Here is a 25,965-nt window from a genome sequence, read left to right as displayed (position 1 = left end):
GGAGGTGCGTCGGGCTCTTGATCCTGACTGACAACTGGGAGGAGGAGTGTTGCCAGTCCGATGAAGGAGCGCTGGGAGGAGGAGTGCGCTGCCTTCGTGATTATCAATACTCAATTCACTCGATGGAGAACAGCGAAATTACCGCAATGCAGCAATGCATTGGGCGCAATGCTTGCCTCCCTGGTATCACACGTGCGCCTCATTTTGCGGCATCTTTGATCAACTGATCAAAATATTCCGCACATTGTCCATGCATGAATCCCACAGATTGCGTGCCTTTCCCGATGTCGCATGCGAAACGAGGGCGCGAAACGAAAACGGCCGTGGCTGAAACCGCGGCCGTTTCATCGCTGACTTTATGTTTAATCAAGCGGCCTTGAAGAGCTTCTTGCCTTCGGCATCGAGGGCAGTGAACTCCTCATCGGACAGCGTGATATCAACGGCAGCGACGTTTTCTTCCAGATGCTTGACCTTCGACGTGCCAGGGATCGGCAGCATGACGGGGCTGCGCTTCAGCACCCAGTCCAGCGCGATCTGGCTCGGCGCCGCATTGTGCTTCCTGGCGATGGTATCGAGCAGCGAGCCGGGCTTTGCGAGATCGCCGGCCGCCAGCGGATACCAGGGGATGAAGCCGATATTGTGCTTGGCGCAATAGTCGAGCACATCCTCGCTGGTGCGGTCGACGAGATTGTAACGGTTCTGAACCGTCGCGACCTTGAAGACCTTGGAGGCGGCTTCGATATCGGCGACCGAGACTTCGCTGAGGCCGGCATGTCGGATCAAGCCGGAATCGAGCAGCGACTTGATGGTGTCGAACTGCTCCTTGGCCGGCACTTTCGGGTCGATACGGTGAAGCTGCCAGAGATCGATCTGCTCGACACCGAGGTTGCGCAGGCTCTTATGCACCTGTTGGACCAGATATTCCGGGCGGCCGACCGGCAGCCAGATGTTTGGGCCATGGCGCGTGAGGCCGCCCTTGGTGGCGACGACGAGGCCCTTCTTGTAGGGGTAAAGCGCCTCCTTGATCAGCCATTCGGAAACGTCAGGGCCATAGGAATCGGCCGTATCGATGAAGTTGATGCCGAGTTCCGGCAGACGCTTCAGGGTGCGGATCGATTCATCGCGGTCGGCAGGATTGCCCCAAATACCGTCGCCGGTGACGCGCATGGCGCCGAAGCCGAGACGGTTGACCTCCATATCGCCACCAATCTTGAAGGTACCGGATTTCGCTGCATTGTAATCGCTCATCGTCTCTTCCTCTCTTGGTCAATAAATCATTCAAAATCGGTGGAGCTGAAAACCTGCTCCCAGGCGTCGGATTCGGTCTTGAGAAAGCCGAGCTTCTCGCGAACGGGGCTGATCGCACCACGCCCAAGCAACAGTGCGCATATAGGGCGGGACTACCTCCATGACAGCCACCGGACCGGAAATGTTGATCTCAAACTGGCGGCGCAGTTCGTTCATCGCCGATCTTCGACGCGCCTTATCGACTTCCTACGAAAGTACCGATCGAAAGCATCGCAACAGAAAGTGATCGTCTAGGCGTGGAATTCCCTAGAACCGGGTTTTGCTTCTTCGCCGAATTCGGCCAGCATCTTCCAGAGCTCGTCAAAGATCCCGCGTGCGAAGACTTCCATAGAGGCGCTTTCGGTCGCAGTATCCGGCGCACGCTGCTGCCAGAGCTCACCGCCAACGCGCAGCGCGCCGATAACAACGGCCGAAAGCAAGCGCATGTGCACCCGTGCATCCGGATCACCGCCCCTGCGGGTGACCAGCGCCTCGGTCAGCTTCTGCTCCAGCTTGGCATATTTGAGCTGATCACGGGCTTTGAGGGTTGGCGTGCAATGGATCAGTTCGCTGAGCGCCAGAGCGCGCTCGTCAGCCGAGGTGATTACAGTGGCAATAAGGGCTTCTTCAACGGCCTTGATGGGGGATTCGCCGGCCGGACGTGCGGCAATCGCCGTCATCAGGCGATCAGCGAAGGAATCCTGCCAGGCGAAGACAACCTCTTCCTTCGACGGGAAATAATCGAAGAAACTGCGCTTCGAGACATCAGCTGCCTCGGTAATCTCCTCGATGGTGGTCGCGTCGAAGCCGCGCTCCATAAAGAGGGTAATCGCTGCCTGTTCGATGCGCTCGCGGGTCTGACGACGCTTGCGCTCACGCCTGCCCTCGACGGCTTCAGGCTGTCTCTTCTCGGTCATTTCCATCAGCTGTCATTCAGTCGTCCGCTTCAGCGGCGATCTCCATATCCACTCCGCCGCTACGATATTTGAAACGCTCACGCGAGAGCTCAAGCGGCCTGCGGCGTGAAATCCGATAGACGGAGGCCGGCGGCAGGTTGCGAACCGTACCGCCGATACGCGTGGCCTTCAGGCCCAGGCGGTCGAGGATCGGACGCGGCACGGGACAGCGCGGTCCATAGGTGAACTGGTAAAAGGCGCCGCCGGCCCGCATATAGACGAAGGCGCCGGCAAGGATCGAGGCGATCTTGCGCGGCGACATGGAAAGCAGCGGCAGACCGCTGACGACCGCACCAACGGGTTCACCCTCGAAAATATTGGCCTGCGCCAGATGGCTGGCATCCATCTGCAGGATACGCGCGTCGGGGAAGCGCTTCTGAAGCGACCCGATGAACTCAGGACCGTATTCGATGAGCGTCAGGTCGCACTCGCTGATGCCACGCGTAAGCAGCGCGCGAGTAAAGACGCCGGTGCCCGGGCCAAGCTCGATGATCGGACCATCCAGAGCAGCGATCTCGCTGGTCATGATGCGCGCAAGCGAGTCGCCAGAGGGCGCGATGGCGGCCACCCTCAGCGGGTTGCTCAGCCAGGAACGGAAAAAATGCAGGAAATCTGAGAATGCACCGTTTGCGATCATGATTATCCCACCTGTCTGAAATGCGATTGACTATCGATGCGACGATCGTCTGCAGCATGGCGATTTGAAGGCAGCCCCGTCAACCCATCGTCTTGGTGGGTGCCTGTTTCCAACAACATTTCGTGTATTTTCATATCTAATGCATATTTGCAGTTAATGCAATAATTCCAAAACCTGAACGCCACTGCCCCCTTTCAAGGCGTCTGGCGAAGCTGTGGCAGATAGTTGAAGATGTCACCAGTCTTTCCTCCGACACCATGAGCTGGAACGAAAAAGGCAGCCGCGAAGGCTGCCCTCTTTCGCTGCAGGGACGTCGGTCCCCTTCTCCTCTGCATTGTGCCTGCAAACCGCCTCAGTAGTTGCACCCCGACCTGCTGGTTGGATTGAAGCGCAGGCCGCAAGCCATGTTGAGCGGCTTCTTCGGGCTATACTGATAAGGCGCCGAGCCGCTGGATACGCCGTTGATCGAACCGGTCGTGCGGGGCTCGTTGCGAGCGTTGGTGTTTTTGTGCTGCTTCACGACCTGTTGCTGTTGAGCCGGAGCTGCGTTGGCAGATGCGAATGCCGAAGCGCTGATGATTGCGCCAAAGGCCACGGCCACGAAACCATTCTTCACCACATTGATCATTTCATATCTCCTTGGGAGGATCGTTGGAATTTACGCCAAGGAGCTAGGAAGCGGATTTGTCATATTCTACCGCGCTGCAACAGCGATCACGGATACGTGAGATTCGGCAGCGCGCAAGAAAACGGCGGCTCGCAGCCGCCCTTTCCTTTGCCGGCTCAATAGCCGTTGTCGCACGGCATGCTGCCGGGACCGACGGAGCCACCAAACGTGGGGTTGCACATCGTTTTATGTGTGGATCGGTTCTCGGGGTTACGGACAATCGAACCCGTGGTGCCGGCTTCGACGCCGAACGCAGCAAGCGGATACCAGAAGCCATCTGAATGACGGCGGGTACCAGGGCGTTCCGTAGCGGAGCCGCGATAGCCATGCCAATAAGCGGTATGTGCTTTATATTGCGCCATTTCCACATTCGTCGGGACCGGAATCCGGGCTTGCTGAACGGGCGCCGCCAGCGCGGGAGCTGTAGACGAGAGGGCGAGAAGAGCGCTGAGCGCAAAGGCGGACGGAGCCATATTGAGCATTTCCATGATAAATCCTCCTTACTGGATTTACCTATGAAAAATGCGTTCTGCGCGGGTGGAGTTCCGCCATCACACGCAGTTTCCTGCACTTGTGATTGCACGCGATCGGGGGTGACTGGAAGACACAAAAAATCAAAAAAGTGCGATTGCAAAAGCCCCGAGAGCAATCGCCGGCGACAATTCATCGGGTGCGTGAATTCACTGTTCTCAATTCGCGTATAAAGGACGGTAGCCTTGGCTTGCGACGCACGAGAGGTATTGCCGATGGGCGGCGCCGCTCGCATTGGTTTCCCGTTCCACGGCATCGCGATGGCCGGTCATCTGCGCACGCAGGTCGTACTGCTTGTTCGCCTCATCATACATGGCATTGGCATCGGACATACACAGGCTGTGAGTGACACCGGGCGGATTGACGGGTGAGGCGACCGGCACGAGCACCGGCGCATTGGCGCGATCGATACAGCCTGCCAGAGCAGCCATCATCGCGACGAGACCAGCCATGCTAACAATTCTCGTCTTCATGCAATCCTCCGCCACTTCGCCTGACATAATCCATCGCTTCCGCAGATAGACGCCGAAGGTTGCGCGAAACTAGGCAGGAGGTGCCACCGTTTCTCGCAGATTTCCTTGCACTGCTGACGTCGTGGTTGAACTCGCGGCTGGAAAGGGCCGTGATGGTCAGGAGCATTTCATGCAGGCAGTCGATTTGCGCCGCCGCATCCTCTTTCTGTCAAGCTAGAAGTGGGCAGTGCGATCAAGCGCCTTCGACATGCAGTTTCCCGAAAATCCTGACGAGTGCGTCCAGATCACTCTCCGACAGGCTTGCCAACTCTGGTGGCGGCTGATGATAGGCAGCCAGCAATTCGGTTTTCGTTTCAGCCCCCTTTTCGGTTGCCCGCACGAGCTTCACACGTCGATCGCTTGACGATGGGATACGATCGGCCAGGCCGGATCGCTCCAGCCGGTCTACCAGCCAGGTTGCGGTCGAGGGGTCGCAGCCCCATTCGCGTGCTAATTCTCCGATCGGCTTGCCGTCCGCTCCAAGCGAAAAAAGAGCGCGGGAATCGTTCGGCGTCAGCCCAAGCCTCTGCTGCGCCGCCAGACGCTGCGGCGCCGAACTCATCAGAAAGCTGAACATCAAGCGCCAGGCTTCATTGGCACGGTTGGACGCATCGCGAGGGGGTGTCATGTCTCGGCTCCAGGGCTGCTTTCTTGACATATTTTGATTCATCAAATATTTTTGTCAATCAAACTAATAAACCTCCATTTGCAACCTAGCTTAGCCGGGAACGGACCTGTCGTATCCCAAACATAGGAGAAACGCATGAGCACGCATATCCCGGTTCTGATTATCGGCGGCGGCCTGAACGGCCTTACGGCCGCCGCGCTCCTCGCCCATCAGGGTATGGGCTGCATGGTGGTGGAGCGCCATGCTGACACTTCGATCCAGTACAAGTTCGCCGGCATCTCGCCGCGCAGCATGGAGATATTCCGTTGTCTCGGTCTGGAGAACGAAATTCGCGCTAAACGCACCGGCGACCAGCAAGGGGGCGGCATTGCACGGGCAAGAAACCTTGCCGATCCGGATATTCGATGGGCCGGTCCGGCATGGTGCGACGCCAGCCCCTATAGTCCCACACAACCCGCAACCTGCGACCAGCATGTGCTGGAAGCCATCCTGCGTCATTACGCGGAGAGGGGCGGTGCGGACATTCGCTTCAACACCGAGTTTTCGTCCTTGGAGCAGGACCCCGCCACTGTTCACGCCGTCATCCGCAATCGCGAAACAGGAAAGGAGGAAACAGTCGTCGCCGACTATCTGATTGCCGCTGATGGCGCCAACGGCACGCTGCGCGAAAAGCTCGGTATCGACAGGAAAGGACCGGGCGTGTTGCAGCACTGGATGAGCATCATCTTCGACACCGACTTGTCTCCCGAGATCGGCGGCAGACCTTTTACATCCTGCTTCGTCAGCGACCTCAACGCCACTATCACGCCGCGTCCTGGCGGACGTTGGCTGCTGGCGCAGCAATATTTTCCGGAAAGGGGTGAGCGACCGGAGGACTTCGACCGCGACCGTTGCCGGGATCTCGTCGAACAGGCGGCCGGACGATCGGGCATCAAGGCTGAGCTGGTCGATGCGCGGTCCTGGGAGATGGCGGCATTCGTTGCCGACCGTTTCCGCGCGGGCCGCTGCTTTCTGATCGGCGATGCTGCGCATCTCATGCCACCGACCGGGGCATTCGGTGGCAATTCGGGCATACACGATGCACATAACCTAGCCTGGAAGCTCGCCATGGTCGTTCGCAGTGAGGCGAATGCCAGCCTACTCGACTCTTATGATGCGGAGCGCCGGCCGGTGATCGCCTCGACGCTGGCGCAGGCGCTCGCGCGCTTGCAGCAGTGGTTCAAGGATCCTGCAGGGCGGTTGCCACCTGCCGTCGACATCGTGGATGACTACGATGTCGTGTTCGGGCAACGCTACGATACCGGCGCATTGATGCCTGAAGCCGCTGCTCCCGACCGGTCGTTCGAACCGGTCGCGGAACTCGCCGGCCTTCCCGGCACCCGCGCGCCGCATCTCGTCATCGAGCGCGAGGGCGAAAAGCTCTCGACGCTGGATCTGTTCGGGCGCGACTTCGTGCTGCTTGCAGACGATGCGAACTGGCATGCCGCGGCGGATCGCCTGCGCGAAAGCGCTGGCGTTCCACTTGCTTGCCATGTCTTTGGCTCATCCGGCGATCTCGATGCCCCGGAAGGACGTTGGCCTAGCGCCTACGGCGTGGGCGATGGCGGCGCCGTTCTGATTCGCCCCGACGGCTTCGTGGCGTGGCGTGCGCCAAGCGCGGAGACCGGCATCGAAGGTCGGCTCGTCCAAGTTCTGGACGAAATTGGTGTGCGTGTCGGCCATCGCGACGGGGCACGTCGATGACCTGCCGAACCAAATTGGGCCTGTTCGTCGATGCGCGCACTTCATCGGACCAAGAAGTCCGCGGGAAGGCGACGGTCAGACAACTGACTGGCGGCAAAACCGATCAGCCGTTGACCCGTGCCCGGTTTCGCGCCGGACGCCGATATAGTAGGGGAAGGATCGATCGAAATCGACGCGAATCGCCTTTGACGGCGCCACGTAATGGCGTAGCCACTCGCATGAAGTCATAAATTTGGGAGATGGCGCACCCGAAGAGATTCGAACTCCTGACCCCCAGATTCGTAGTCTGGTGCTCTATCCAGCTGAGCTACGGGTGCGTCTGCAGTGGCGGCCATGCCGCTTGCGTGGGCGGTTCTCTAAAGGGTCTTTTCGGGCAATGCAAGAGCAATTCGAAAAAAATCGCGACTTTGGTCCGGCAAGACTCGCTTGCGGAAATTGCATCACTTTTCGGCGTGCGACCGGCTGCGGTAATCTTCCAACGAAACCGGGCGATCCGGAATTTCGATACGGAACTGCGTGCCGACCGAAGGCTTTTCCACAAGTGCGATGGTGCCGCCATGGGCCAGCACCAGCTCGCGGGCGATGGTGAGGCCGAGCCCAGTGCCGCCGGAGCGGGCCGAACCGCGGAAGGCCGCAAACAGATTCTGGCGCGCCTTCAGCGGCATGCCGGGACCTGTATCGTCTATGGTGATGCTGACGACGCTGCCGACGCGTTGGGCGGCGACCGTGATGCGCCTGACCATCCCAGGCCCCTGCTCGCCCGGCGAAGTCAGCGCCTGCAGCGCGTTGCGGCAGAGATTGTGGATGATCCGGAACAACTGCTCGCTATCGGCGTCCACTTCCAGATCCGGCCCCATCTGTTCGATAAACTCGACACCGCTCTGCGGCTCGATGGCAAGGATATCCTTCACCTCCTGGATCAGCTCATAAAGCCGGATACGGCGGCGGTGCGGCGCCGATTCGGTCGCCTTGCCGTAAGAGAGGACTTCGGTCGTGTAGCCCACGGCACGATCGATCGTGCGCAGCAGCTTCGGCGCGAAACTCTTCACCATGGGATCGTCGACATCGACGAGGCGGTCGGACATGAGTTGGGCGGACGCCAGGATGTTGCGCATGTCGTGATTGATCTTCGAGACCGCGAGGCCGAGAGCTGCAAGGTTCCTCTGCTGCTTCAGCGTCTTCTGCAGTTCGAGCTGCATGGAGGTGAGATTGCGCCCGGCAACGGCCAGTTCATCACGGCCGCCATCGCCGATATAGACATGCGACGGATTTTCCGGATCGGAGGCGAATTGCTGCATGCTGCCCGTCAGCCTGCGGATCGGGCGGATCAGAATGCGGTTGATGGCGAAGAAGATCAGTGTCGCAGTAAAGAGCGAGATCAGGATCGACAGCAGCAGCACGTTGCGGGCATAGACGAGCATTGCCTTGCGCAACGGCCGGTCTTTCATCACCACTTCAACGCCGGTATTCGTCTCGCCCACCGGTCCGTAGACGCGGATCATGCGATTGCCGCCGAAGATCAAAGTGTCCAGCGCATCGCGCATAGCGGTCAATGGCGGGATATCGGTGAGGTCGTAGGATTCATCGACGGAGGTCGGCATCTCGCTCATAGCGAGCAGGCGGGAAGTGCCGTCCTTGCGCAACACGATCGCCTTGGTGCCAGTCGCTTCCAGCGTCTCTTTCTGCAGCGCGCGCGGCAGCTCCACGGGCTGCAGGCCATCGATGACGATTGCCGCAGCGGCGGCGGTATTCAGCCGATCTTCCAGCCAGCGCACGCGCATGCTCGCGATCGAGGGAAAGAAGATCAGGATTTCCGCCAGCATAATGAAAAAGACGGTTAGCCAGAGCAGCTTGCCCGACAGGCGGCTAAACATGCCGGCACGCGGATAAAAACTCCTGGCAGTTTCGCCGGCCGCTATGTTTTCTGCTTTGGAACTCTCGCCCTGGTCTTGAACAGGCATCTCGTCTTGTCCGTGCGGCGAAAGGCCGCCATCCGAATGAGCTCTTATATAGACGAGAATAGTCCGCTTTCAAATCTTTGCGAGGAGCGGCAAGTCGTCACAAAACGAAGACGCCGCCCGAAAGCGGCGTCCCGATTCCGTTCATGGAGGCTATCAGAACTCTTCCCAGTTCTGCTCGGCAACTGCGGCATTGCCGCTGAAGGCGCGCGCAACGCGGCCAATCGCGCGGCGCGCCGGAGAGGCGACCGGCTGGTGATGCTGCTGGCGGGCAACGGCAACGGGTGCCTCGTTGGAGACCTTGAAGCGGGCGATGAGGCGTACGAGGCCGTCGGCTTCTGCTGACAGCTTGTGGGTCGCAGCCGAGGTCTCTTCCACCATCGCGGCGTTCTGCTGGGTCACCTGATCCATTTGGTTGACGGCAGTATTGACTTCCTTGAGGCCGGTCGACTGTTCCTTCGCCGCGGTCGCGATCGAATGGATATGATCGTTGATGGCTATGACCCGGGTCTCGATCTCCGAGAGAGCTTCGCCCGTCGCCTGAACCAGCTTGACGCCGACCTGCACTTCGTCGCCTGACTTGGTGATGAGCGCCTTGATGTCCTTTGCGGCGGTTGCGGAGCGCTGGGCGAGTTCGCGCACTTCCTGCGCCACCACGGCGAAGCCCTTACCGGCTTCTCCGGCGCGGGCGGCCTCGACGCCGGCATTCAACGCCAGCAGGTTGGTCTGGAAGGCGATTTCATCGATGACGTTGATGATCTGACTGATTTCTCGGGAAGCCTGCTCGATACGGCCCATGGCATCGACGGCGTTGCGGACCACGACACCGGAGCGGCCGGCATTGTCCTTCGCCTCGGAAACCATGATCGTCGCTTCATGCGCACGTTCGGTCGAATTCTGAACAACGGCAGTGATCTCATCGAGAGCAGCGGAGGTTTCCTCCAGTGCGGCAGCCTGCTGTTCCGTACGCTTGGAAAGATCGTCGCTGGCGTTCCGGAGTTCGCTGGTATTGCCGTTGATCGCTTCCGTCGTCTCGCGTACCTCGCGCATGGTCGTCTGCAGCGTGACGAACGTGCTGTTGACGTTTTTCTGCAGTTCGGCAAAGGCGCCCTGGAACTGACCGCGCATGGTCTGCGTCAAGTCGCCTTCAGCAAGGCTTGCGATGACACGGCGGGTTTCGTCGACGCCGGCATCGACGCTCGACAGCAGCTTGTTGATATTGCCCGCGAACTGGTTGAGGCTTTCGTCTTCATAGTCCTTATCGATGCGCTGGCTGAAATCACCCGCGGCAGCGGCCGCCACGACGACGGACATGCTGGACTGCAGATCGTCACTCTTTGCACGCATGGCCGCTTCCTGGGCGTTCATGCGCTGGATGACGAGGCCGTTTTCCTTGAAGACGGCGACAGCGGCCGCCATTTCGCCGATCTCGTCCTTGCGGCCGGCAAAAGGCACATCGGCCTGGAAATTGCCGTTGGCGACTTCCTTGATCGCGTGCGTGACTTTCTTGATGGGCCGGCTGAGATGGCTGGTACCGATATAGAAGCCCATACCGACGCCGGCTGCGATGCCGATACCGGTGATGCTCAAGACCAGCATCAGGATCCAGCTGCGGAAGGCCTCGATCTCATCGTTGACCCGCGTCAGCTCTGCCTTATCGGTGTTGACGATGGCGTCGATCTCCGCCTGGAAGGCCTTGCGGTTGGCCCGGTTGGCATCGTTGTTGCCCTGCTCGTTGGCTGCCTGGGGGCTTACCTGCGTGCCGAGGCGAGCTGTTTCCGTGCGGAAAGTGCGGAATTCATTGGCACGGTCCACAAGCTTGGCGAAGGAATCCTTCTGACTGTCAGGCACCAGCGGCGCCCAGCCAGCGATGACCTTGTCGATCTCGTCCAAGTCAGCCATCAGTCCTTTGCCGAAGGCCGGCGTCTGTTCAAGGCTCTTTGCAGCATAAAGACCCCGCGATTCCATGACGACAGCGGTGACAAAGCGGTTAAGGCGTTCTCCGGCATAGGCGCGAGCCGCCGCATGCTCGTAAGCCGTCAAGTTCGCGCTGTACTCGCTCATCGCCGACAGCGCGGTGGCACCGATCAAAAGCGCAACGCCGCCCATAACGGAAACAAGAAGATTGATTTTGCCGCGGATTTTCAACGAACGCTCCCTCACCTTACACAGCGCCTGGAAGCAAATTCCAGCCATGCACTGAAAGATCGGATAAATTCGTTAATGTTGTATTTCGAATATTAACAATATCGACTACAAGAAATTACCTACATTTACCGTTGTGCGGATTAGCCAGCGTCCATAATCGAACAAATTCAACGAAGAAACGCTGCGCCTGGAAGTTTTCCGGTGTTTCAGGCCGAATATACAACTATATAGTGAGCCGCCGCATTGGTTAATACCGTAGTGCGAAATGTTGCTATCCGCCGAGCGCATTCAGGGAATCCGCCTGGATAATTGACTTTGGCAGACTTCATCCGTATAAGCCGCCGCACGTTCGGTCATTTAAGGTCTTTCATGACCTCGCCCGTTCGAAAAACCACGCTCCTTGCATTATGCAAATCCAAGAAGGGCCGCACTCCGCGGTGTTTTAAATAAATGAAGCGTACCTATCAGCCCTCGAAGCTTGTTCGCAAGCGCCGCCACGGTTTCCGTGCGCGTATGGCCACTAAGGGCGGCCGCAAGGTCATCGTTGCTCGCCGCGCTCGCGGCCGCAAGCGTCTTTCGGCCTAAGGCCGGATTTGCCCGATAGAACATGGCGGGCGACTTGAAGACCAAAGAAAACAAAAAGATTGTCGGGCGGCTCAAGAGCCGCCCGCAATTTCTTGCGGTCCGCGAGGGCGAAAAGCGCCGCGGCGGTCTCTTCCTTCTCGAGGTCCTGAACCGCAAGGAAGAAGACAGCGAAGCCCGTGTCGGCTTCACAGTCACCAAAAAACATGGCAACTCGGTTGAACGAAACCGCATGCGGCGACGCCTGAAAGAGGCGGTGCGGCTTCATGCAGGGTTTGCAATGCAGGCCGGACACGACTATGTGGTTGTCGCCCGCAGGGACGTATTGACGGCGTCCTTTCATGAACTGGCCGCGGAACTGAAAGCCCGCGTGGAAACCAGGCCGAAACACCGGCGCCCGAAAGACGAGCGCCCCAGGAACGTATGATGCAAAACAACCGCAATTACTTCATTGCGATCGCTCTCTCGGTGCTGATCGTCCTTGGCTGGCAGTTCCTCTATATGAACCCGCGCATCGAAGCTCAGCGCAAGGCTCAGGAAGCCCAGAAGGCACAACAGCAGACCGAGCAGACGCAGCAACCGGCAGCAACCGGCCAGGGCGCCCAGACGAACGGTGCCGCCCCGTCGGGTCAGGCCGCAGCGACCGCGACCCGCGAAGAAGCACTTGCAAAGACCCCGCGTGTCGTCATCGACACCGCGGCGCTCTCCGGCTCCATCAACCTCGCCGGGGCCCGCCTCGACGATCTGAAACTCAAGGGCTATCACGAGACGGTAGACGACTCGAGCCCGATCATCACGCTTTTCTCGCCGGCCGACACCAAGGACGGCTACTTCACCGAACTCGGTTATATCGGCAGCGACACGACAGGCGCCGTTCCCGGCCCAGCCACCGTCTGGACCGCACCGGAGGGCGCCAAGCTTACCGAAAAGACTCCTGTCACGCTGACCTACACCAATGACAAGGGCATTACCTTTGCCCGCACGATCTCCGTCGACGAGCGCTATATGTTCACGGTCACGGACAAGATCCAGAATGCCGGCCAGGCGCCTGTTTCGCTCTCCTCCTATGGTCGCGTGACGCGCTACAACAAGCCGACGACGCCGTCCGTCTACGTTCTGCATGAAGGCTTCATCGGCGTCATCGGTGACGACGGTCTGATCGAGAGCAAATATACGGCGGTTGAGAAGGAAGCCGTTACTCCGGCAAAATCCACCGGCGGCTGGCTCGGTATTACTGACAAATATTGGGCCGCTACAATCGTCCCGCCGCAGCAGGCAGCCTATGACGCACGCTTCTCACATTTCACCGACGGGCAGCCGCGCTACCAGGCGGACTATAAGCAAGACGCCGTCACGGTGGCGCCCGGCCAATCGGTCGAGCTCAAGAACCTGGTATTTGCCGGTGCGAAGGAAGTTCCGGTCATCGACGGTTACGAAGCGAGCTACAGCATCCCGCGCTTCGACCGCCTGATCGACTGGGGCTGGTTCTATTTCATCACCAAGCCGATGTTCAAGCTGATGGATTTCTTCTTCCGCTACTTCGGCAATTTCGGTGTCGCAATCCTCTGCACGACCATCGTCGTCAAGGCGTTGTTCTTCCCGCTCGCCAGCAAGCAGTATGCTTCGATGGCGAACATGAAGCGCATGCAGCCGAAGATGGAAGAGCTGAAGGCGAAATTCGGCGACGACCGCATGGGCCTGCAGCAGGCGACGATGCAGCTCTACAAGGAAGAGAAGATCAATCCGATCGCCGGCTGCTGGCCGGTGGCCCTGCAAATCCCGATCTTCTTCTCGCTCTACAAGGTGATTTACATCACCATCGAAATGCGCCACGCTCCGTTCTTCGGCTGGATCAAGGATCTTTCAGCGCCGGATCCGACGACGATCGTCAACCTTTTCGGCCTGCTGCCGTTCGAAGCTCCGACCTTCCTCCATCTCGGCGTCTGGCCGCTGATCATGGGTGTCACCATGTTCTTCCAGATGCGCATGAACCCGACCCCGCCCGATCCGACGCAGGCCATGATCTTCAACTGGATGCCGCTTGTCTTCACGTTCATGCTAGCAAGCTTCCCGGCGGGCCTCGTGATCTACTGGGCCTGGAACAACACGCTTTCGGTCATCCAGCAGTCGGTCATCATGAAGCGTCACGGCGTGAAAGTAGAGCTCTTCGCCAATCTGAAGAGCCTGTTCAAGCGAAAACCGGCACCATCCAAATAGTCGAGAAGCCCCGCTCCGGCGGGGCTTTTTGTTTCGGGCTGCGAGAAGGCCGAGCCAGACGAAACCTTGACAACCCACCTCAAAAACACGAAGCCGGTTTCATTCCTGACCCGGAGATTGCAGAACTCGCATGACTGAAATCGCAAAGCCGCTCTTCGGCCACCCCTGGATCTTCATCCGCGGCGTGCCTTCCATGAAGTTCCTTCCGCCGGAAGGCCCCTTGGAAGTCGCTTTCGCCGGCCGTTCGAACGTCGGCAAATCATCGCTGATCAATGCGCTCGTCGGCCAGAAAGGTCTGGCGCGCACCTCCAATACGCCGGGCCGGACGCAAGAGCTCAACTACTTCGTTCCCGACGGCTATTCCGGCGAGGGCGACGACCTGCCGCCGATGGCGCTGGTCGACATGCCTGGCTATGGCTATGCACAGGCGCCGAAGGAGCAGGTGGACAACTGGACGAAGCTCGTCTTCGACTATCTGCGCGGCCGCTCGACGCTGAAGCGTGTCTATGTGCTGATCGACAGCCGCCACGGCATCAAGAAGAATGATGACGACGTGCTGACGCTGCTCGACAAGGCGGCCGTCTCCTACCAAATCGTGCTGACGAAGACGGACAAGATCAAGGCGCCTGCGGTGCCGAAGCTGGTTGCCGAAACATCGGAAAAGATCCGCAAGCGCCCTGCCGCCTATCCGGCCGTGCTTTCGACCTCCTCGGAGAAGAACGAAGGATTGGACGAACTGCGGCAGGCGATTGCCGAAACAGTCGGCGTCAGCAACTGGAAGTAAAGAGGCGCTTCGAAGCCGCTGGTCTGCCCGGATATCGGCAATCGCGGAGGCGCTGCAGAAGAGTTTTAGGAACAGATCTTCGTTTACGGCCTGTGGATCGGCCCGCTGGCGATGATCGGGCCTGACGGCTGGTGTGTGAGCGAACCACCGAACGGCTCCAGGCTGACGGCCAGCGTCGCGCCATCGGAAATCTGGCTGCGCATACCGGTCGGGATGATCAGTTCACCATTCATGCCCGGTTGGAAAACGCCGAGAGAACGGGGCGTTCCGCTACCCGGCACGAGCCAGAGCTCCAGGGATTTCTCCTCCGGCTTGCCGGCCGCAACCGGCACGATCTTCAATCGGCCACTCTGGATTTCGTAGAAAGCCGTCAGATTGACCTGACTGTTCTGTCCCGAGAGGTTCGCCACCAGCGGCGGCGATGCCGGAGGCTGGGGCACGAGACCGGAAGCAAAGGCGATGACGCCCAGGGTGACCGCGAGCGAGGCAAATGTCAGCGAGCGCCAGAAAACGGCGGAATTCCATAGCCCGTACGAAAGGCGCGGCGCACTTTCTGCATCGGCGAAGAGGCGCGCCTCGATCTGCTTGAAGGTCTCGCGGTTCGAAGCAGCCGTGCCATATTCGTCGTTGAAGCTGGAGAGGTTGACCTCCCAGCGACTGACGATGGCGGCAAACGGCCGGTCACGGCGCATGCGCTCCTCAACGATCCTGCGATCCTGAAGGGAGAGGACGCCCAGCACATATTCGCCGGCAAGAACCTCATCCCGGGAGCGGTCTCCCTTGCTTTTGTCGGGCGATGTCATCGTTCCATGCACTCTCTCAGTTTCAGCAGGCTGCTCTTAGCCATGTCCGCATCGTATTCAGCGGGACACCAAACTGATCGGCCAGTTCCTGAGAGCTTAGTCCTTCGACATAAGCCCGTTTCACCGCGACCGCACGACCAGCTTCCAACTCTTCCATGCAGGTGTCAATCCGCCTTTCCTCATCATTAATCACGACTTGCGCTTCAGGATCGGAACCGTCATTGGAAAAATCGAGCGCCTTGCGGTCGCCGCGCACCACGCGGCCGGTTAAATCTGCAAATCGCCAGTCATGTCGCCTCGAGTGAACGATTTCGAGCTCAAACGTTTCAATATGAACTGGCAGGTCCCAGGTCGGCCTTAGATACGAAAAACTATTGCGTGCCGGATTATTCCATCTGTCAAAAACTTGAGATAAAAGGCCGCGATCAATTCTGCGGGGTCCCCCATGAACGAGTCCGAAAGCGAAATCCAAGCACGTCTTCTCGCACAGGCGCTGCCCTTCATGCAGCGCTACGAAAACAAGACGGTCGTCGTGAAGTATGGTGGCCATGCCATGGGCAATCCCGAGCTCGGCAAGGCCTTCGCCAGCGATATCGCACTATTGAAGCAGTCCGGCGTCAACCCGATCGTCGTCCATGGCGGCGGCCCACAGATCGGCGCGATGCTGACGAAGATGGGTATCGAATCCAAATTCGAAGGCGGGTTGCGCGTTACCGACCAGAAGACGGTCGAGATCGTCGAGATGGTACTCGCCGGCTCGATCAACAAGGAAATCGTCGCGCTGATCAACCAGACCGGCGAATGGGCGATCGGCCTCTGCGGCAAGGACGGTAACATGGTCTTCGCCGAAAAGGCGCGCAAGACCGTCAAGGATCCGGATTCCAACATCGAGCGCGTTCTCGATCTCGGTTTCGTGGGCGAAGTGGTCGAAGTCGACCGTACGCTGCTCGACCTTCTTGCCCGCTCCGAGATGATCCCGGTCATTGCGCCGGTCGCTCCGGGCCGCGACGGCGCGACCTACAACATCAACGCCGACACCTTCGCTGGCGCGATCGCCGGCGCGCTGAACGCCACGCGCCTGCTATTTCTGACGGATGTGCCCGGCGTTCTCGATAAGCAGGGCAAGCTCATAAAGGAGCTTTCTGTTGCCGAAGCGCATGCGCTGATTGCCGATGGCACGATTTCCGGCGGCATGATCCCGAAGGTCGAGACCTGCATCGATGCCATAAAGGCCGGCGTGCAGGGTGTTGTTATCCTCAACGGCAAGACGGCCCATTCGGTGTTGCTCGAAATCTTCACCGAGCACGGCGTCGGCACACTGATCGTTCCCTGATCGAAAAGGCGCCCTTGCGGGCGCCTTTCTTATGTTTCGACAAAGTTTGTCGAGAGCGTCAGATCTTCCCAGGCAACAATTTCCGAATTCAGGCTCTTCAGCTTGTCGCGAACAAGCGCCAGCGCATCGGCGCCGAGCAAGAGATGGACCGGCGGATCTTCAGCCTCGACCAGTGCCAGCACGGCGGCGGCTGCCTTGCGAGGATCACCTGCCTGTTTGCCGCTCTTTTCCTGGCGTGCCCTGCGGATGGGATCGAAGATCGCATCATAGTCGGAAATGCTCCTGTCGGAGCGGATCATCGATCGTCCCGCCCAGTCGGTGCGGAATGAGCCAGGAGCCACCGCGGTGACTGCGATGCCAAACGCCTTCACTTCCTTTGCCAGAACCTCGCTGATGCCTTCGAGCGCAAATTTGCTGCCGCAATAATAGGCGATGCCCGGCATGGTGATGAACCCGCCCATCGATGTGATGTTGATGATGTGGCCGGCCCGCCGCCGGCGCATGAACGGCAGAACGGCCTTCATCATTCCAACGGCGCCAAAGACATTGACCTCGAATTGCCGGCGCATTTCCTCAATCGGCGATTCCTCCAAAGTCCCTTCATGCCCATAACCGGCATTGTTGATGAGGACGTCCACCGAACCGATTGTTTCTTCGATACCAGCAACGGCCGGTCCGATTGCCTCGATATCGGTAACGTCGAGGCGAACCGCCGTTGTGCGACCGGGAGCCAGGCTCTCGAACAGAGCTGCGGCTTCCGCATTCCTCACGGTTCCCACCACGCGGTGGCCCTTTTCCAACGCAGCCTGCGCAAAGGCACGACCAAAGCCTGAACTGACACCGGTAATGAGAAACTGCTTTTCCATCGAACTCATCGTGAACTCCCGTCCTGATGCCGCTGCAACATGCAAAACGGCTCTCCTCGTCATGTGGCGGCCAGAAGCGATAGTTCCAATATATTGCGCAGGTGAAGGCGATATCTTAAAAGTATCACATGGAGCTTCGTCATCTTCGTTATTTCATGGCCGTCGCAGAAGAGCTCAATTTCACGCGCGCCGCACGGAAAGTTGGCATCGGCCAGCCGCCGCTCAGCAATCAGATACGTGATCTTGAAAACGAGATTGGTGCGGCCCTTTTCCGCCGCCTGTCGAACGGTGCGGAACTGACGGAGGCAGGCAAGGCTTTTCTGCCGGAGGCCCGGGCGATTTTGCTTCAGGCGGAACAGGCCAAACAATCCGCTATCCGCGCGGCGCGCGGCCAGAGCGGGCGGATCCGGGTCGGCTACACCAGCTCAGCAGTCTTCAATCCGGTCGTACCAGCCATCGTGAATGCCTTCCGCGAGAAATATGCGGCCGTCGAATTCAGCCTTGAGGAAGCGCCCACTGCGCAACTGCTGGAGAGGCTCGAAAGGGACGAACTCGACGCAGTCTTTATCCGTCCGGGCAGCGGCGATGGGCTTCAGGTTCGATGTCGGCTGCGGGCCGAAGATCCGATGATCATCGTGCTGCCGGAAAGACATCCGCTGTCGGAGGCGCAGACATTGCGCCTCGACGCGCTGGCCGGCGAGAGCTTCGTCCTTTTTCCACGCGAGGCAGGTGCCGGCTTCTTCGACGACATAATCGCCGCATGCCGGCGAGCGGGATTTGAACCGCAGCTGGCCCAGTCGGCGCCGCAGATCACCTCGATCGCGAGCTTTGTCGCAGTTGGTCTCGGCGTCTCGATCGTGCCGACGGAAATGGCGAAGATCAATGTCCCCGGCGTTCGCTACATTGCAATTGCGGGCGAAGCACCTGCGGCACGGCTGGCGCTCGCCACCCGACGCGACGAGCGCTCTTCCATCATTCGAAATTTCACAGCTCAGGCCATCGCCACGCAGAAAAGCTTGGCCAACAACAATCAGACCGCCGAATAGATCGCGGCCGCGGCTTCCTTCAGCTTTTCCATCATGACCCGATAGGGTCCGGGACCATAGCTGATGCGCGAGACGCCGAGCCTTGCAAGAGCCGCCGGATCCGGCGCACCAGTCTTCATCATGATGTTGACCGGCAGCGTGGATGCCGCGCAGACCTTCTCGATCAAAGCCGGCTCGATGAGGCCGGGGACGAAGAAGCCGCTGGCGCCTGCCGCCGCATAGGCCCTGCCGCGCTCGATCGCTGCATCGACCAGCCCTGCATGCTTGGAGCCGTCGCCTTCCTGCAGGAAGAGGTCAGTGCGGGCATTGATGAAGAAGTTGATGCCCTTTCCCTCGGCCATTTCCCTGATGGCGCGGATGCGTGCTGCCTGCGCTTCGATGGGATGGAGGCCAGCTTCGCCTACCTTTTGATCCTCGAAATTGATCCCGACAGCGCCTGCATCGATCAGCTTTGCGACATTGGCCGCGGCACCGGACGGTTCCGTCGAATAGCCGCCTTCGAAATCCACCGAAAGCGGCAAGTCGTTGACTGTGGTGATCGAGCGGGCGGTCTCGATCAGCACGTCCATCGGCAGCTTTTGGCCATCGCCATAACCATGGGCGGCCGCGACGGACCAACTTCCGGTCGCAAGGGCCTTTGCTCCGGCCTCCGTCACAGCCCTGGCCGTTCCGGCATCCCAGATATTGTACAGAATGACAGGTGTGCCCTTGCGATGCAGCTTGCCGAAAAGCTCGGCTTTCTCAATCTGGTTCATGCTGTCCTCTCCATCTTCTGTGCACTCATCTTTTCCTCGTGCCGAAGCAGCCATTGCTTGCGCCAAAGCCCGCCCCCGTAACCCGTCAGCGACCCGTCCGCGCCGAGGATGCGATGGCAGGGCACGATGATCGCGAGCTGATTGGCGCCGTTGGCGCGGCCGACGGCACGCACCACCTCCGGCCTTTCCATCTCTCTTGCGAGATCGCCATAGGCGCGCGTCTGGCCAATCGGAATGTCAACGAGCTTTGCCCAGACATGTTTTTCGAAAGGCGTGCCGCCAAGCGCCAGCGGCGTCTTGAAGGTGGTTAGCCGCCCTTCGAAATAGTCCCTGATTTCCGCCTCGATCTGGTCGATAACCGGCGTGCGGCCGATCGCGACCGAGGAACGGACACGCTTCTGCAGGGCTTCGAGTTCGGTCGGCAAAGCCTTGCGGTCGTGAAATTCGAGGAGATGCAGATGCGCCTTGTCGGCGACTGCCACCATCGGCCCGAGCGGCGTATCGAACCAATCGGCAAAGAGCAGTTCGCGGTTCTGAGAGAGCGCCGGCGCTTTGCCGACCAGCCGCTGGAAGGCCGCCCGGAAACCGCTTGGCGATTCATATCCCGCGTCGAGCTGCGCATCGATGACACGCGCACCATCGGCGATCTGCCGCGCGGCCTCGCCAAGCCGGCGATAGCGGACGATATCGTGGAAGGTCATGCCGAGCGCTCGTTTGAAAGCGCGGCGGACGGTCGATGGATCATATCCCCGGCGCACAAGTTCATCTTCGGTCCAACGGACTTCCGGTTCGCTGTCGAGCCGCGCCAGCAACATGTCGACGATTGGTTCGCGACCGGGCTGCTCCAGCGGCTTGCAGCGCTGGCACGGTCGGAAACCGGAATGCATGCAAGCGGCGATCGTATCGAAGAAGATGGTGTTTTCACGCTTCGGTTTACGCGCCGGACAGGTCAGACGGCAGAAGATGCCCGTCGTCTTTACGCATACATAGGCCTGGCCCTCATAATCCGCACTGCGCGCGATCAGGGCATCATAGAGCGTGTCGTCGTTGGGGCGTTCGAAAAACATGTCCGCTTTCTAGCACCTCGCGCATCAGCCGTCCGCCGAAAATCGGGCGTCTATTTTCTCTTGGTGATTTTCTCGACGCCGCGACCATGCCATAAAGGCTGCTATGACAAAGATCGACCGCACGCCTACCAAAAACGATTTCGAGCATGTGATCGAGTGGGTCTTCGACCTCGACAACACGCTCTACCCGCATCACGTCAATCTCTTCGCGCAGATCGACAAGAACATGACGGCCTATGTCTCGACGCTCCTGCAGATGGAGCATGGCGAGGCCCGCAAGCTGCAGAAGCAATATTATCTCGATCACGGCACGACGCTGCAGGGGCTGATGATCCATCATGGGGTGGATCCCAACGACTTCCTCGAAAAGGCGCATGCGATCGACTATTCGGCGCTGACCCCGCAGCCGGAACTCGCGGAAGCCATCAAGGCCCTTCCTGGGCGCAAGTTCATCTTCACCAACGGCAGCGTCCGGCATGCACAGGCGACGGCAGGCGCACTCGGCATTCTCGACCATTTCGACGACATTTTCGATATTGTTGCGGCCGATTACCTGCCGAAGCCGGCGCAGGCGACCTATGACAAGTTCACGGCGCTGAAGCAGGTCGAGACAGGCAAGGCTGCGATGTTCGAGGACCTGCCGCGTAATCTCACCGTGCCGAAGGCTCTCGGCATGCAGACGGTTCTGCTCGTCCCGCGCAATCTGGAAGAGACGGTCGTGGAATGGTGGGAGAAAACGAGCGGCGAGGACGATCACATCGATTTCGTCACCGACGATCTTGCTGATTTCCTGAAGAAGATTACCGGCTAACTTACCAAAGTTTCATCTGTCTTACAGATGTTTAACTGGGCCGCAGCGCGGTTCGGTCCTACCTTTCGTAGCAAGGGACATCCTACGAAAGGACACACTGATATGTACCGCAACAAGCTTATCCTGACGGCGCTTTCCTCTGTTCTTCTTCTCGGCGCAGCCGCCGGGGCGAGCTTCGCAGCACCTAGCGACCGGCCCGATCGTCCGGGCCACCACGGAAAAATGGGGCATGGCATGATGGGCGGTCCGCGTGGCGCAGCCTTCCGCGAAATCGCTTTTGTGCGTATGCTGAAGCAGTTCGACGCCAACAAGGACGGACAGGTTTCCAAGCAGGAAGCGACCGACGGCATGGAAAAGATCTTCGCCGCTATTGATACCAACCATGACGGCTCTTTGACCCCCGGCGAAATCCGCGAATACCGCGAGGCACAGTTCAGGGCCCGCCGTGAAACCGCCTCGGCCAAACAGGACGACGCGAATGACAATGCCGCGCCTGACATGGCCGACAACAATGATCATCGCCGCCCCGACCGCGACGGTCGTCACGGGACGCGCGCCCGCATCATGGGCGCCTCGCTGATGATGCACCGCATCGATACCGATCAGAACGGCCAGATCAGCAAGCAGGAGGCGGAGAACGCTTTCAGCAAATTCTTCGATCGTATGGACAGCAACAAGGACGGCGTGATCTCGATCGACGACATGCCGGACCGGCCCTTCCTTTAAGAGGGGACGACTGTTCTTTCCAAGATATCGCGAGGGGTGCCTCTCACCCGGAACCCTCTTCCCGCTTGCGGGGAGAGGGTTTTTGCTGCCGCGTTGGAGTTGCTATTCGCGGTGTTCGTAGAAGTCCTGTACGATCTTCCAGGCCTCGTCTGCGGTATCGACGAAGCTGATCAGGTTGACGTCTTCGGGCGCGATCGTGCCGAATTCGGCCAGTGCATCGAAATTGACGATGCTGTGCCAGAACTTCGAACCGAAGAGCAGCAGCGGGATGCGTTCCATGCGGCCGGTCTGGATCAGCGTCAGGCATTCGAAGAATTCGTCGAGCGTGCCGAAGCCGCCGGGGAAGACGGCGACGGCCTTGGCGCGCACCATGAAATGCATCTTGCGGATTGCGAAATAGTGGAAATTGAAGCTGAGCTCGGGCGTTACATAGGCATTGGGCGCCTGCTCATGCGGCAGCACGATGTTGAGACCGATCGAAGGAGCTCCCTCATCCGCCGCACCGCGGTTTCCTGCTTCCATGACGCCAGGTCCGCCGCCGGTGACGACGACATATTCGTGGAAGTCGAAGCCGGCCGCATAACGCGAGCAGAGGCGGGCGAATTTGCGCGCTTCATCGTAATAGACCGATGCGGCTTCGAGGTTTGCACGTTGCGTCTCGTTGCGGGCGGCCCAAGCGCTCTGGCCTGGCGCCGGAATACGGGCGCCGCCGAACATGACGACGGTCGACGCGATGCCGCGCTCGGCCATCATCATCTCGACCTTCAGGAGTTCGAGCTGCAGGCGGATCGGGCGCAACTCCTCGCGGCAGAGGAAATCCTCGTCCACATAGGCAAGGCGATAGGCCGGCGAGAGCGTCTGAGGCGTCTTCGGAACCGCTTCCGCGCGCTGCCTGTCGCTCGAACTGCTCTTTAACGGATCCCAGACCCCGTCCCTGCGCCGTCCGCCGCCGTTTCTTGCCTTTGCCATTTCGAAATGCCTTTCAGTATCACCGGTCACAAGTGACCGGATATGTCGCTATAACGCCTTGAATCCAGATATGATCTTGTCCGAAAAATCATTCCATTTTACGGGTGCATGCTGTAGATCGGGTGACAACCCGCCAACCGCAATTCCGGAGACTCCGCTGTCTCCACGATAATGATCGAAGTTTAAGGAATTCCCATGAGCGCCATCGACCTCGCATCCCTCGAAAAGACCGTCGAAACTGCCTTCGACAATCGCGATAATGTGAACACGTCGACGAAGGGTGAAGTGCGCGATGCGGTCGAGGCGGCTCTGAACCTGCTCGATGAAGGCAAGGCACGTGTGGCCGAACGCGGCGCCGATGGCGCCTGGAAGGTCAATCAGTGGCTTAAGAAGGCCGTGCTGCTGTCTTTCCGCCTCAACGACATGGAAGTCGTCAAAGGCGGTCCCGGTCAGGCAACCTGGTGGGATAAGGTGCCTTCGAAGTTCGAAGGCTGGGGCGAGAACCAATTCCGCGCTGCCGGCTTCCGTGCCGTGCCGAGCGCTGTCGTGCGCCGCTCAGCCTATATTGCTCCGAATGCCATTCTGATGCCGTCCTTCGTCAATCTCGGGGCCTATGTCGGCGATGGCACGATGGTCGACACCTGGGCAACCGTCGGTTCCTGTGCGCAAATCGGCAAGCATGTGCACCTCTCCGGCGGCGTCGGCATCGGCGGCGTTCTGGAGCCGATGCAGGCCGGCCCGACGATCATCGAGGACAATTGCTTCATCGGCGCGCGTTCGGAAGTCGTCGAAGGCTGCATCGTGCGTGAAGGCTCGGTGCTCGGCATGGGCGTCTTCATCGGCAAGTCGACCAAGATCGTCGACCGCGCCACCGGCGAGATCAGCTATGGCGAAGTACCGCCCTATTCGGTCGTCGTTGCGGGTTCGCTGCCATCCGACAAGACGATGGCAAACGGCCAGCAGGCGCCGAACCTCTATTGCGCCGTGATCGTCAAGCGCGTCGACGAGCAGACCCGTTCCAAGACGGGCATCAACGAACTGCTCCGAGATTGATGACAGCTCAGCGTTGATTCGGTAAACAATCGGCGTCTTTTTCGGCAAGGGGGTATCGCGCCTTGCCACGTCTTTGCCATTCCCACCGGATAATTCGACCGCTATGACCGTCACGAATCCTGTTGCCAATCTTCAGACGTTGATCCGCTGCCCATCCGTGACGCCGGCAGAAGGCGGCGCGCTTTCCGCGTTGGAAGCCATGCTTTCGCCGCTCGGATTCAAGGTCGATCGAATGATTGCGAAAGAAACCGGCACGCCCGATGTCGAAAACCTCTATGCCCGTCTCGGCACCGAGGGGCCGCATCTGATGTTTGCAGGCCATACCGATGTCGTGCCTGTCGGTGACGCCGACGCCTGGACTCACCCGCCCTTTGCAGCTGACATCGCCAATGGCGAGCTTTTCGGCCGCGGCGCAGTCGACATGAAGGGCGGCATTGCCTGTTTTGCCGCTGCCGTTGCCAGGCATGTCGAAAAGCATGGCGCACCGAAGGGCTCGATCTCCTTCTTGATCACCGGTGATGAGGAAGGCCCGTCGATCAACGGGACGATCAAGCTGTTGCGGTGGGCGACGGAGCGCGGAGAGACATGGGATGCCTGCGTCGTCGGCGAGCCGACCAATCCGAACAAGCTCGGCGACATGATCAAGATCGGCAGGCGCGGTTCGCTGTCCGGCAAGATCGTCGTGCATGGTGTGCAGGGGCATGCGGCCTATCCGCATCTTGCCGACAATCCGGTGCGCGGCATCCTGCAACTCACCCAGGCGCTGATGGAGCCGCCCTTTGACGGCGGAACGGACAATTTCCAACCGTCCAATCTCGAAGTGACGACTGTCGATGTCGGCAATCCGGCGACGAACGTCATTCCGGCAAAGGCTTCTGCGAGCTTCAACATCCGCTTCAACGACATCTGGACGGCAGATACGCTGCGGGCTGAAATCATCCGGCGCCTCGATGCGGCAGCGGCGGAAGGGGTGTTGCGGCCGGGCCGCACGCCAGTGAAATACGAGATCATCTGGGCCGACCGCCCGAGCCATGTTTTTCTGACCCGCAACAATGCGCTGATCGCCTCGCTGTCCTCGGCGGTCGAAAGCGTCACCGGCGCATCGCCGGCGCTGTCGACCACGGGCGGCACGTCGGATGCGCGGTTCATCAAGGATTATTGCCCGGTCGTGGAATTCGGCCTTGTCGGCCAGACCATGCACATGGTCGACGAACGGGTCGCGGTTGCCGATCTGGAGACACTGACGGCGATCTACGAGACCTTCATCGAACGTTGGTTTGAGAATGCCGGGGTTTAGAGAGGTTCAATATTATCTCGCCGGCATCTGGCTGCTGATCAAGCTCGACCCGCGCGGTTTCCGGTTCCTGGATCTATCGGATCGCGGCGTCAACCGCTCCTTCTGGGCGATCCTCTGGTGCCTGCCGCCGACGGGTATTTCCTGGCTTACGTTGCGCAACGGCTATCTCAGATCGATGCCACCGGAAGCTGATGTCGGCTATCCCTTCTATTTCCGGTTGGGGCTCGTCGAGCTTAGCAACTGGATCGTTCCGCTGATCTTTGCCGGACTTGTCCTGCTTGCCTTGCGCATGGGCGAGCGTTTCGCGCCTGTCGTCGTCGGCGTCAACTGGCTCAATGTGCCGCTCGCCTACATCAACGGGTTGTTGCTGTCGCTTGTCTTCTTCCTGCCGGGTTCTATCGACATCGTACGATTGCTGCTGCTCGTTTTTGTGCTGGCGCAAATTTTCGTGCTGGCGCGCGTTCTGCGGATGATCTGCCACGGGCACCTCCTTATGGTCAGCGCCCTGACTCTGGCGCTGATGGTGCCGCCGATGATGGTGTCGGACTATTTATTCAACTTCCTCGGCATTTCTCCGGCGTGATCAGCT

26 protein-coding genes, 1 tRNA gene and 1 pseudogene are annotated in these 25,965 nt (G+C 59.5%); 12 read left to right on the top strand and 16 right to left on the bottom strand.

The annotated features are described in order from the left end of the window. Nucleotides 1–366: 366 nt before the first annotated feature. The 7 genes from FHT78_RS17065 to FHT78_RS17035 all read right to left on the bottom strand — a co-directional run bounded on the left by FHT78_RS17065 (nucleotide 367) and on the right by FHT78_RS17035 (nucleotide 5,218). Nucleotides 367–1,248 (bottom strand): aldo/keto reductase, encoded by an 882-nt coding sequence (locus FHT78_RS17065; protein ID WP_183746306.1) that lies wholly within the window; start codon nucleotides 1,246–1,248, stop codon nucleotides 367–369. 290 nt (nucleotides 1,249–1,538) lie between these two features. Further along, nucleotides 1,539–2,204, bottom strand: coding sequence for a TetR family transcriptional regulator (locus tag FHT78_RS17060; protein WP_183746304.1), 666 nt, complete (start codon nucleotides 2,202–2,204; stop codon nucleotides 1,539–1,541). 16 nt (nucleotides 2,205–2,220) lie between these two features. Next, nucleotides 2,221–2,880 carry a methyltransferase domain-containing protein gene (locus tag FHT78_RS17055; RefSeq protein ID WP_183746302.1) on the bottom strand — a complete coding sequence of 220 codons (660 nt, stop codon included), beginning with the start codon at nucleotides 2,878–2,880 and terminating at the stop codon, nucleotides 2,221–2,223. Between the two features lie 352 nt (nucleotides 2,881–3,232). Continuing rightward, nucleotides 3,233–3,508: a hypothetical protein gene (locus FHT78_RS17050; RefSeq protein ID WP_183746299.1), complete on the bottom strand. Its 276-nt coding sequence runs from the start codon at nucleotides 3,506–3,508 to the stop codon at nucleotides 3,233–3,235. 155 nt (nucleotides 3,509–3,663) lie between these two features. Then, nucleotides 3,664–4,035, bottom strand: coding sequence for a cell surface protein (locus FHT78_RS17045; RefSeq protein WP_183746296.1), 372 nt, complete (start codon nucleotides 4,033–4,035; stop codon nucleotides 3,664–3,666). 201 nt (nucleotides 4,036–4,236) lie between these two features. Further along, complete coding sequence (locus tag FHT78_RS17040) at nucleotides 4,237–4,551, bottom strand: hypothetical protein (protein ID WP_183746293.1); 315 nt, start codon at nucleotides 4,549–4,551, stop codon at nucleotides 4,237–4,239. A gap of 232 nt (nucleotides 4,552–4,783) precedes the next feature. Continuing rightward, on the bottom strand, nucleotides 4,784–5,218 hold the full coding sequence (locus FHT78_RS17035) for a MarR family transcriptional regulator (RefSeq protein ID WP_183746290.1): 435 nt from the start codon (nucleotides 5,216–5,218) through the stop codon (nucleotides 4,784–4,786). Between the two features lie 135 nt (nucleotides 5,219–5,353). Here FHT78_RS17035 and FHT78_RS17030 point away from each other — a divergent pair, with 135 nt between their 5' ends. Next, entirely contained in the window at nucleotides 5,354–6,961 is a 1,608-nt protein-coding gene (locus FHT78_RS17030; RefSeq protein ID WP_183746287.1) for an FAD-dependent oxidoreductase, read from the top strand. Between the two features lie 240 nt (nucleotides 6,962–7,201). On the opposite strand, the gene FHT78_RS17025 is transcribed toward FHT78_RS17030, so the two are convergent. The 3 genes from FHT78_RS17025 to FHT78_RS17015 form a co-directional block, all read right to left on the bottom strand. Then, nucleotides 7,202–7,278, bottom strand: a tRNA-Arg gene (locus FHT78_RS17025). Nucleotides 7,279–7,401: 123 nt separating this feature from the next. Continuing rightward, nucleotides 7,402–8,922, bottom strand: a complete 1,521-nt coding sequence (locus FHT78_RS17020) for a HAMP domain-containing sensor histidine kinase (protein WP_183746283.1) — start codon at nucleotides 8,920–8,922, stop codon at nucleotides 7,402–7,404. Nucleotides 8,923–9,075: 153 nt separating this feature from the next. Then, nucleotides 9,076–11,067, bottom strand: coding sequence for a methyl-accepting chemotaxis protein (locus FHT78_RS17015; protein ID WP_183746280.1), 1,992 nt, complete (start codon nucleotides 11,065–11,067; stop codon nucleotides 9,076–9,078). A gap of 450 nt (nucleotides 11,068–11,517) precedes the next feature. On the opposite strand from FHT78_RS17015, the gene rpmH reads away from it, so the two are divergent. The 4 genes from rpmH (at nucleotide 11,518) to yihA (ending at nucleotide 14,650) form a co-directional block, all read left to right on the top strand. Next, on the top strand, nucleotides 11,518–11,652 hold the full coding sequence (gene rpmH / locus FHT78_RS17010) for a 50S ribosomal protein L34 (protein WP_016552555.1): 135 nt from the start codon (nucleotides 11,518–11,520) through the stop codon (nucleotides 11,650–11,652). Nucleotides 11,653–11,674: 22 nt separating this feature from the next. Next, a complete protein-coding gene (gene rnpA, locus FHT78_RS17005; protein WP_183746277.1) occupies nucleotides 11,675–12,076 on the top strand; it encodes a ribonuclease P protein component in 402 nt (133 codons plus the stop codon). Next, entirely contained in the window at nucleotides 12,076–13,866 is a 1,791-nt protein-coding gene (gene yidC, locus FHT78_RS17000) for a membrane protein insertase YidC (RefSeq protein ID WP_183746511.1), read from the top strand. The genes rnpA and yidC overlap by 1 nt, the downstream gene beginning before the upstream one ends. Before the next feature lie 130 nt (nucleotides 13,867–13,996). Then, a complete protein-coding gene (gene yihA / locus FHT78_RS16995; protein WP_183746274.1) occupies nucleotides 13,997–14,650 on the top strand; it encodes a ribosome biogenesis GTP-binding protein YihA/YsxC in 654 nt (217 codons plus the stop codon). A gap of 83 nt (nucleotides 14,651–14,733) precedes the next feature. On the opposite strand, the gene FHT78_RS16990 is transcribed toward yihA, so the two are convergent. Next, nucleotides 14,734–15,453: an anti-sigma factor gene (locus FHT78_RS16990; protein ID WP_183746272.1), complete on the bottom strand. Its 720-nt coding sequence runs from the start codon at nucleotides 15,451–15,453 to the stop codon at nucleotides 14,734–14,736. Then, nucleotides 15,450–15,791, bottom strand: a pseudogene (locus FHT78_RS16985) (sigma factor-like helix-turn-helix DNA-binding protein); the annotation flags it as partial. The pseudogene FHT78_RS16985 and the gene FHT78_RS16990, both read right to left, overlap by 4 nt. A 107-nt stretch (nucleotides 15,792–15,898) precedes the next feature. Between FHT78_RS16985 and argB the strand changes: the two are divergent. After that, a complete protein-coding gene (argB, locus tag FHT78_RS16980; RefSeq protein WP_112753917.1) occupies nucleotides 15,899–16,786 on the top strand; it encodes an acetylglutamate kinase in 888 nt (295 codons plus the stop codon). A 29-nt stretch (nucleotides 16,787–16,815) separates the two neighbouring features. Here argB and FHT78_RS16975 read toward each other — a convergent pair whose 3' ends face one another. Next, entirely contained in the window at nucleotides 16,816–17,661 is an 846-nt protein-coding gene (locus FHT78_RS16975) for an oxidoreductase (protein ID WP_183746270.1), read from the bottom strand. Nucleotides 17,662–17,780: 119 nt separating this feature from the next. Here FHT78_RS16975 and FHT78_RS16970 point away from each other — a divergent pair, with 119 nt between their 5' ends. Beyond that, nucleotides 17,781–18,698, top strand: coding sequence for a LysR family transcriptional regulator (locus FHT78_RS16970; RefSeq protein WP_183746268.1), 918 nt, complete (start codon nucleotides 17,781–17,783; stop codon nucleotides 18,696–18,698). Here FHT78_RS16970 and FHT78_RS16965 read toward each other — a convergent pair. Further along, a complete protein-coding gene (locus FHT78_RS16965) occupies nucleotides 18,683–19,453 on the bottom strand; it encodes an isocitrate lyase/phosphoenolpyruvate mutase family protein (RefSeq protein WP_183746266.1) in 771 nt (256 codons plus the stop codon). The two genes, FHT78_RS16970 and FHT78_RS16965, sit on opposite strands and share 16 nt — an antisense overlap. Next, complete coding sequence (locus FHT78_RS16960) at nucleotides 19,450–20,520, bottom strand: trifunctional transcriptional activator/DNA repair protein Ada/methylated-DNA--[protein]-cysteine S-methyltransferase (protein ID WP_183746264.1); 1,071 nt, start codon at nucleotides 20,518–20,520, stop codon at nucleotides 19,450–19,452. The genes FHT78_RS16965 and FHT78_RS16960 overlap by 4 nt, the downstream gene beginning before the upstream one ends. Before the next feature lie 103 nt (nucleotides 20,521–20,623). On the opposite strand from FHT78_RS16960, the gene FHT78_RS16955 reads away from it, so the two are divergent. Both FHT78_RS16955 and FHT78_RS16950 read left to right on the top strand, forming a co-directional pair. After that, entirely contained in the window at nucleotides 20,624–21,331 is a 708-nt protein-coding gene (locus FHT78_RS16955; RefSeq protein ID WP_183746262.1) for a pyrimidine 5'-nucleotidase, read from the top strand. Nucleotides 21,332–21,433: 102 nt separating this feature from the next. Further along, nucleotides 21,434–22,057, top strand: a complete 624-nt coding sequence (locus FHT78_RS16950; protein WP_183746260.1) for a calcium-binding protein — start codon at nucleotides 21,434–21,436, stop codon at nucleotides 22,055–22,057. 102 nt (nucleotides 22,058–22,159) lie between these two features. On the opposite strand, the gene FHT78_RS16945 is transcribed toward FHT78_RS16950, so the two are convergent. Then, nucleotides 22,160–23,026 carry an LOG family protein gene (locus tag FHT78_RS16945; RefSeq protein WP_183746259.1) on the bottom strand — a complete coding sequence of 289 codons (867 nt, stop codon included), beginning with the start codon at nucleotides 23,024–23,026 and terminating at the stop codon, nucleotides 22,160–22,162. 195 nt (nucleotides 23,027–23,221) lie between these two features. Here FHT78_RS16945 and dapD point away from each other — a divergent pair, with 195 nt between their 5' ends. The 3 genes from dapD to FHT78_RS16930 all read left to right on the top strand — a co-directional run bounded on the left by dapD (nucleotide 23,222) and on the right by FHT78_RS16930 (nucleotide 25,959). Next, nucleotides 23,222–24,079, top strand: a complete 858-nt coding sequence (gene dapD / locus FHT78_RS16940; protein ID WP_183746256.1) for a 2,3,4,5-tetrahydropyridine-2,6-dicarboxylate N-succinyltransferase — start codon at nucleotides 23,222–23,224, stop codon at nucleotides 24,077–24,079. A gap of 103 nt (nucleotides 24,080–24,182) precedes the next feature. Then, nucleotides 24,183–25,376 carry a succinyl-diaminopimelate desuccinylase gene (gene dapE / locus FHT78_RS16935; protein ID WP_183746253.1) on the top strand — a complete coding sequence of 398 codons (1,194 nt, stop codon included), beginning with the start codon at nucleotides 24,183–24,185 and terminating at the stop codon, nucleotides 25,374–25,376. Then, entirely contained in the window at nucleotides 25,363–25,959 is a 597-nt protein-coding gene (locus FHT78_RS16930; RefSeq protein WP_183746250.1) for a hypothetical protein, read from the top strand. Before dapE ends, FHT78_RS16930 begins: the two co-directional genes overlap by 14 nt. Nucleotides 25,960–25,965 lie beyond the last annotated feature (6 nt).

Source organism: Rhizobium sp. BK196, assembly GCF_014193255.1.
In the GTDB taxonomy this organism is placed as follows: Bacteria; Pseudomonadota; Alphaproteobacteria; order Rhizobiales; family Rhizobiaceae; genus Rhizobium.
Note: the sequence above shows the minus strand (reverse complement) of the source record. Positions and strands in the feature narration are given on the sequence as shown.

Excerpts from the sequence above, each read along its gene's own strand:
- FHT78_RS16990 (WP_183746272.1), bottom strand. The coding sequence starts at position 15,453 with ATGACATCGCCCGACAAAAGCAAGGGAGACCGCTCCCGGGATGAGGTT.
- yihA (WP_183746274.1), top strand. The coding sequence starts at position 13,997 with ATGACTGAAATCGCAAAGCCGCTCTTCGGCCACCCCTGGATCTTCATC.
- FHT78_RS16960 (WP_183746264.1), bottom strand. The coding sequence starts at position 20,520 with ATGTTTTTCGAACGCCCCAACGACGACACGCTCTATGATGCCCTGATC.
- FHT78_RS17035 (WP_183746290.1), bottom strand. The coding sequence starts at position 5,218 with ATGACACCCCCTCGCGATGCGTCCAACCGTGCCAATGAAGCCTGGCGC.
- FHT78_RS16950 (WP_183746260.1), top strand. The coding sequence starts at position 21,434 with ATGTACCGCAACAAGCTTATCCTGACGGCGCTTTCCTCTGTTCTTCTT.
- rnpA (WP_183746277.1), top strand. The coding sequence starts at position 11,675 with ATGGCGGGCGACTTGAAGACCAAAGAAAACAAAAAGATTGTCGGGCGG.
- dapD (WP_183746256.1), top strand. The coding sequence starts at position 23,222 with ATGAGCGCCATCGACCTCGCATCCCTCGAAAAGACCGTCGAAACTGCC.
- argB (WP_112753917.1), top strand. The coding sequence starts at position 15,899 with ATGAACGAGTCCGAAAGCGAAATCCAAGCACGTCTTCTCGCACAGGCG.
- FHT78_RS17030 (WP_183746287.1), top strand. The coding sequence starts at position 5,354 with ATGAGCACGCATATCCCGGTTCTGATTATCGGCGGCGGCCTGAACGGC.
- FHT78_RS17040 (WP_183746293.1), bottom strand. The coding sequence starts at position 4,551 with ATGAAGACGAGAATTGTTAGCATGGCTGGTCTCGTCGCGATGATGGCT.
- FHT78_RS16955 (WP_183746262.1), top strand. The coding sequence starts at position 20,624 with ATGACAAAGATCGACCGCACGCCTACCAAAAACGATTTCGAGCATGTG.
- FHT78_RS16930 (WP_183746250.1), top strand. The coding sequence starts at position 25,363 with ATGCCGGGGTTTAGAGAGGTTCAATATTATCTCGCCGGCATCTGGCTG.
- FHT78_RS17065 (WP_183746306.1), bottom strand. The coding sequence starts at position 1,248 with ATGAGCGATTACAATGCAGCGAAATCCGGTACCTTCAAGATTGGTGGC.
- yidC (WP_183746511.1), top strand. The coding sequence starts at position 12,076 with ATGCAAAACAACCGCAATTACTTCATTGCGATCGCTCTCTCGGTGCTG.
- dapE (WP_183746253.1), top strand. The coding sequence starts at position 24,183 with ATGACCGTCACGAATCCTGTTGCCAATCTTCAGACGTTGATCCGCTGC.
- FHT78_RS16945 (WP_183746259.1), bottom strand. The coding sequence starts at position 23,026 with ATGGCAAAGGCAAGAAACGGCGGCGGACGGCGCAGGGACGGGGTCTGG.
- FHT78_RS16975 (WP_183746270.1), bottom strand. The coding sequence starts at position 17,661 with ATGAGTTCGATGGAAAAGCAGTTTCTCATTACCGGTGTCAGTTCAGGC.
- FHT78_RS16965 (WP_183746266.1), bottom strand. The coding sequence starts at position 19,453 with ATGAACCAGATTGAGAAAGCCGAGCTTTTCGGCAAGCTGCATCGCAAG.
- FHT78_RS17045 (WP_183746296.1), bottom strand. The coding sequence starts at position 4,035 with ATGGAAATGCTCAATATGGCTCCGTCCGCCTTTGCGCTCAGCGCTCTT.
- FHT78_RS17020 (WP_183746283.1), bottom strand. The coding sequence starts at position 8,922 with ATGCCTGTTCAAGACCAGGGCGAGAGTTCCAAAGCAGAAAACATAGCG.
- rpmH (WP_016552555.1), top strand. The coding sequence starts at position 11,518 with ATGAAGCGTACCTATCAGCCCTCGAAGCTTGTTCGCAAGCGCCGCCAC.
- FHT78_RS17055 (WP_183746302.1), bottom strand. The coding sequence starts at position 2,880 with ATGATCGCAAACGGTGCATTCTCAGATTTCCTGCATTTTTTCCGTTCC.
- FHT78_RS17060 (WP_183746304.1), bottom strand. The coding sequence starts at position 2,204 with ATGACCGAGAAGAGACAGCCTGAAGCCGTCGAGGGCAGGCGTGAGCGC.
- FHT78_RS17050 (WP_183746299.1), bottom strand. The coding sequence starts at position 3,508 with ATGATCAATGTGGTGAAGAATGGTTTCGTGGCCGTGGCCTTTGGCGCA.
- FHT78_RS16970 (WP_183746268.1), top strand. The coding sequence starts at position 17,781 with ATGGAGCTTCGTCATCTTCGTTATTTCATGGCCGTCGCAGAAGAGCTC.